The sequence below is a fragment of the Microcoleus sp. B13-B6 genome, from assembly GCF_036705405.1.
In the GTDB taxonomy this organism is placed as follows: domain Bacteria; phylum Cyanobacteriota; class Cyanobacteriia; order Cyanobacteriales; family Microcoleaceae; genus Microcoleus.
Genome location: NZ_JAUBUJ010000195.1, coordinates 1 through 6,226 on the forward strand (window position 1 = coordinate 1; position 6,226 = coordinate 6,226).

Here is a 6,226-nt window from a genome sequence, read left to right on the forward strand (position 1 = left end):
CCTACTCCCACACCTCCTACTCCCACACCTCCTACTCCCACACCTCCTACTCCCACACCTCCTACTCCCACACCTCCAACCCCAACACCTCCTACTCCAACACCTCCTACTCCAACACCTCCTACTCCAACACCTCCTATACCAACACCAACCCCAACACCAACCCCAACACCAACCCCAACACCTCCAATACCAACACCGACACCTGCTGGAATTAGTGTTAATGCTGCAAGTGGATTAACCACGACAGAAGCAGGCCAAACAGCCACATTTAATGTCAAACTCAACAGCCAACCTACTGCTGATGTCAAAATAGATTTAGGAAGTTCAAATACAACAGAAGGAACAGTTTCACCTGTCTCGCTGACTTTCAATTCTGGTAACTGGAATGCAGCGCAAACGGTAACATTAACAGGTGTTGATGATAATGTTGTTGACGGCGAGCAAGCTTACACGATTGTTACTGCCCCTGCTGTTAGTGCGGACAACAATTATAACGGCTTAAATGCAGCCGATGTCGCTGTCACCAATAGCGATAATGATACCCTAGCCAACAAACGCAATTCTTTATTCATTCCCCTGTCACCCGGGCAAGTTGTCGCAGAAGCTGACCTTGACGACCCCACTGTTAAGCGACAGCGCTTATCTAACGTCAAATTTGACTTAATAGACGACCCACAACAGAGTTTAGACGAAGGGCCGCTCAACCTTAACTTATTCAACGATACGTCTTTTGACGTAATCATTGACAAAGTACAAACCTCATCCAATGGACAAAGTTGGGTGCGGATTGGCAGAATTCAAGGTGCTTTAGATGACAGTGAAGTCATCTTGACCAACAGTAAAAAGGATGGCGTGGCGATCGGCAATATCAGGTATAAAGACAAATTTTACCAAATTCGTTATGCAGGTAACGGTCTGCACAGCATTCGAGAAATCGACCAAGCAGCCTTTCCCGATCCTGCCGAATTTAACCAAGAAAGCGATGCAGTTCCCGTCCCCAGCGACAGTTTGGCTGACCTTCCAGACATCAGCTACGATTTGACTGGCGACGACCCTGCGGTAATAGATGTCATGGTCGTTTATACCGCGTCAGCCAAAGACGCCGAGGGGGGTACTGATGCCATGAATACCTTGATTGACCTGGCCGAATCTGAAACAAATTTAGGTTACGAAAACAGTGGCGTCAACCAGCGGATACGAATAGTACACAGACAGGAGATATCCTACACCGAAAGTGGCAATGCCAGCACAGATTTAGGCAGACTCCGCAATACTTCCGATGGTTTTTTAGACAATGTTCACCAACTGCGGGACACCTATTCGGCTGACATGGTGAGCTTATTTGTTAATAGCTTAGATTACTGCGGTCTGGGTTACGTAATGACAAGTCCTAGCTATGGGTTTGCAAATTCAGGCTTTACTGTAGTCAAGAGGAGTTGTGCAGCAGGAAATTACAGCTTTGCCCACGAACTAGGACACAACCTAGGTGCTGACCACAATTCAGAAAACGCTTTTAGTGCTGTTTCTTATCCCTATTCTTACGGCTATCGGGATACCGCCAGCCCAAACACTTTCCGCACCGTAATGTCTTACCAAAGCGATCCTCCCACTACGCGGATTAATCGCTGGTCTAATCCCGATCGCACATATCTCGGCGAACCCACAGGAACGAGTTCCACAAATAATGCTCGCACGCTGAACAATACTGCAATTTACGGTGCTAATTGGCGGCACTCAAATGATAATCTTGAGAAGGCAAAAACTGTCAGCGGTAGTTCTTTTTCCACAACTGGCTTAAATGTCAATGGCACTAAACAGACAGGAGAATTAAATCACGCAGGTAACAGCGGTGGTAAATCTATTTGGTGGTCTTGGACAGCCCCAAGTTCTGGCCCGGTAACAGTTTCTACGGCGGGCAGTTCCTTCGATACTTTGCTAGGGGTTTACACTGGCAGTTCAGTTTCTAGTTTGGCGACTGTTGCTAGCAATAATAACGACCCTGCTGGAGGTCAAACCAGTCGAGTCAATTTTACTGCTACTGCCGGTACGACTTACAAAATAGCAGTAGATGGCTTCGGCGGATCGTCAGGTTATATTAATCTGAATCTGAGTCCTGGCGTCAACCGTCCGCCAGTCTTGACCATTCCGTTCCGTGAACAAGGTTTGAGCTTGCAACCGGGTTCGAGTCCTGGCAACTTGCAGTTTACTTTTCAAAACAACACTTTCACTGACCCCGATCCCGGCGATACGCTGACTTACACTGCTGATTGGTATGAAAATGTGAGCAATTTCGAGTGGCGAAATGTCAGCGGGGGGCGATCGCCAATCCCGACAAGTTGGAACCGCATTAGTCCCTTACCAACCGGAATGAGTTTCGACGCCAGCAGCCGCACTTTCAGGGTTGACAATAACTTGCCGCGCGGTCAAAACTACTGGATTCGGGTAACAGCCAGGGATGCTGCTGGTGCATCGGATATAGCATTTTTCGATGTTTACAATCAAGGTCGGGGTTCTGTAATCGACGGTTACATTGCTGGCGCTACTGTGTTCTTTGATGGTAACAAGAATGGGGTAAAGGATGCGAACGAATCCTCTACAATAACGGGCCCTAAAGGTGAATACGAACTCGATATTCCCTTGGAAACCTTTGACAAAAATCAGAATGGGGAAGTTGATCCAGAGGAAGGCAATATAGTTGCTTTTGGAGGCACTGACACCGCTACTGGTTTGCCACTAGAAACACCCGTCACAGCACCTGCGGATGCTACTGTTGTCACGCTGTTAACGAGTTTGGTAGTGGATTTAATTGATAAGGGAGTTGCACCGGAAACAGCGCAATCTCTTGTCAAATCTTCTCTGGCGATTCCCCCTGATGTTGACATCACCGATTTCGACCCGATCGACGCTACCAACAACAATCAACCGGGCGGAGTCCAAGTCTTATCCGAAATGGTCAAAGTCCAAAACTTCATCACTCAAACCAGCGGTTTGATTGACGGTGCTTCCAGTGCAGCTAGTCAGGATATTGTCAAAGCTGTTGTCAGTTCAATTACCGTTCAAATTCAATCCGGTACAGTTTTAAACCTCAGTAATGCAGCAGCCTTAGAACCAATCATTCAGCAAGCAGCAGCTAAAATCCAGCAAATAGACCCCAGTTTTAACAGCCAAACTGTTACCCAAATTACCTCCCAAGCTGCGACTGTAATGGCAACAGCCAATCAGCGCATTGATAGCGCTGTCTCCAACCCAACAGGAACCTCAATTCCTGAATCACTTGCCCGCGTCCAACAAGTAGCTTTAGGCCCAACTACTCAAGACTTCAAATCAGTTGGTAGCGGAAATAAACCTATTTCCCAGGTAGTTGCTGACAATACAGGTACTGCTTTAGATAGGAGAATTGAAGCTGTAGTATTGCCGGCTGTGATTGCAACTCCTGTTGTCAGCGGCGATGTAGATTTGGGCAGCAATTCCCCGAATGCAATTCTTGGTACCAATGGCGACGATATCCTGACTGGCGACAGCGCGAATAATTTGCTGATGGGCATGAGGGGCAATGATTCCCTCAATGGAGTTCTGGGGAATGACTCGGTTTTCGGTGGCAAAGGTAGCGATACTTTGCTCGGAAGTAGCGGTGATGATACCTTATTTGGCAACCGTGGTGCTGACATTTTGAATGGCGATGATGGTAATGATATGCTTTACGGAGGTAAGGGAGATGATTTACTGACGGGCGGTTTGGGACTTGATACTTTGACGGGAGGCATGGGAGTAGATAAGTTTTTACTCTCTACGAATTCCGGTACTGATACGATTACTGACTTTGAAGTCGGTAAAGATTTGTTAGTATTGGGTAACGGACTGATTTTCTCGCAATTGGCGATTGTCCAAGATAGCGGTTCAACTTTAATCCGGTTGGCTGCAACCGGAGAAATTTTAGCTTCTATTAATGGGGTATCGTCCACTCTAATTAATGTCGCAAATTTCGGCTAACTTTAATAGCAAGTAGTCGCACATAAATCGTATTTATGTGCGGCTATCAGAGAGTGGGGCTAATAGTTTAGATGCAGAAAGTAGATATACTTACCAGAAATCGTTATAAATTCCACTCAATCTCCGGGACAAGGCTAGACTTGGGCGCATACATATTCAGTAAAACTATATCTATATTGCCACTGCGTGCACCAATAAAGATGGCTATAGTTATACTTACTTATTTTGGCAATTAAGTGGGATTGAATACCGGCTCAATTGCCGCTCAATACCCTCTTGCTGCTAAATGCGAAGCGCGTTATGGCGAAGGATTCTCGGAGGAATTATGATGAACCTAAATTTAGATACTATTTTCTCATCGCTGATGAACCCGGCCCTGAACGAGTTTCAGGTTTGGGCTTTGCAAAACCCGGAGGAGAGTCTCAGCAAAACGATGCTACCTCCGATCGCCCTGATTGAGGGTTTGATTGCCAACGAACCCACGTATTTGCCGATAAAACGGCTGGCTTTTGGAGCGAACTTTTGCTGCGCGGGGCAAGTCGTGATGGGAGAGTTTGACACGCTGGAAAAAGCACTCACATCGCCCCAGGCGCGCGGATGGCGGCTTGGTACTTCTGTACTCGATCCCGATCGCGCGCCCAACCAAGATGTCGGCGGCAGAAACCTTTTCCTGCTGTCTTTGTCCGATCGCGCCACTGACGATACCAGCAACCACGCAGCATTCCGAAGCTGTATGCAGAAATATCTATTCAACAGTGCGACAACGGATCGCCAAGGGGACGAAATCGCCCGACGGTTGCTGCTGAGGCTAGCTGCAGATTATGCCGAGATGTCGCACGGTGCGGGGGGAGCGTTTTTTACCGATGTCAAGCGGGGTTGGATGGGATTTTTAGTCCGATATCTGCACTACGTCATCTTTGGGATTAATCCAGACGATTCAGAGTCGATCGAACTTCTCACCGAATTACATTACACTCGCCAAAGCCCGCTGCACTACTTCGCAGTCATCGGCAACCTGCTGCAAAGCCTGAACCTGTTTGGACACGGGGATTTGTCTACTCTAATCGAGCGTGCAGCGACTATCTATGAAAATTCCCCAGCTTTAGCCGACTTCCAGGAGAGCTCGGAAAACAACGGCATGACTAAGCGGGAATTGGCAAAGCTGATGACATCAATTATGGGCATAGCGGGACTGCAAGGCCCCCTGCACCTAGGCTACACGGCAATGGGATACCAGCCTCTCCCCGCCTATAAAGGACAGCAGACGGCCGAAATTAACCCGACTGATTTTTGGGACGAGCTCGATTTGGACGATCGCCAGTCGATCGAGCTGTTCCTCCTGGAATGCGCCCGCCTCTGGGCTCCCGTCAGCGCCACGCACCGAGTCGCGACAGAGCCTTTCACCGCAACGGTAGCGGGCAAAGATCGCACTTTCCCTGCCGGAACCAAGGTACTGATACCGCTCAGTTTGGGGCTGCTAGACGAGAGTTTCTGGGGTTCTACGGTATACGAATTCAACGCTAAGCGGGAGAATCTGTGCCCTTTTCATATGGGATTTCATTCCGTGGGCGATCGGAGTGCGGGACGGATTTGCCCAGGTAAAGACATCGCACTCAAGATGCTCGTGGATGTCGTCAGTACGGTAGGCAAAGTGCGGCGAGGCTCTGAGCCTAACTTGGGGCGGTAATCAATCCAAAAGCTCGCATCAGATAGCGGTTGAAACTGAGATATTACACAATTCTCAAGAACAGGCAAGATGCCTGTTCCACAAAGAATTAATTGCTTGTGGGGTGGGCATCCTGCCCGCACATAAAAGCCTTATTGAGAATGATGCAAGATGTGAGTTGAAACCGCACGCCACACAAACTATTGAGCGATCGACTAAGAAATCAAGGGGGTATCTAATAGGAAACCAAAGCACAACTATTTTGACGATAAATAATACCATGTTAATCGAACAAAAGCAACTAAAAGACATCGCTAATTGGATGAAAGTAGAACATCCAGCGGAGTTACCTGAAGTCCTGCAAGGTATCTTTTTTATGGACGGGAATGTTTTACCAGACCATTGTCGGACGATGCACAGTTCGGACTGGAATGCTGACGAAAAAACGTTATTGCTGCGCGTTTTTGACCAGGAATTTCAAAGGTGGTACCCGCCACGTGATTTATCCGTGGAATCAATCCAAAATCGAAAATCAAAAATCCTCAAGCCCCCGCATTTATCCGTGGG

Annotated in this window: 2 protein-coding genes and 1 pseudogene; all 3 read left to right on the forward strand. The window is 47.9% G+C overall.

From position 1 onward, the window contains the following. Window positions 1-3,993 (forward strand): M12 family metallo-peptidase (locus QUB35_RS38100; RefSeq protein ID WP_333148151.1); only part of this gene is annotated, 3,993 nt, incomplete at its 5' end. 325 nt (window positions 3,994-4,318) lie between these two features. Continuing rightward, window positions 4,319-5,680, forward strand: coding sequence for a cytochrome 450 (locus QUB35_RS38105; RefSeq protein ID WP_333148153.1), 1,362 nt, complete (start codon window positions 4,319-4,321; stop codon window positions 5,678-5,680). A 259-nt stretch (window positions 5,681-5,939) separates the two neighbouring features. After that, window positions 5,940-6,226, forward strand: a pseudogene (locus QUB35_RS38110) (hypothetical protein); the annotation flags it as partial.

Excerpts from the sequence above, each read along its gene's own strand:
- QUB35_RS38105 (WP_333148153.1), top strand. The coding sequence starts at position 4,319 with ATGATGAACCTAAATTTAGATACTATTTTCTCATCGCTGATGAACCCG.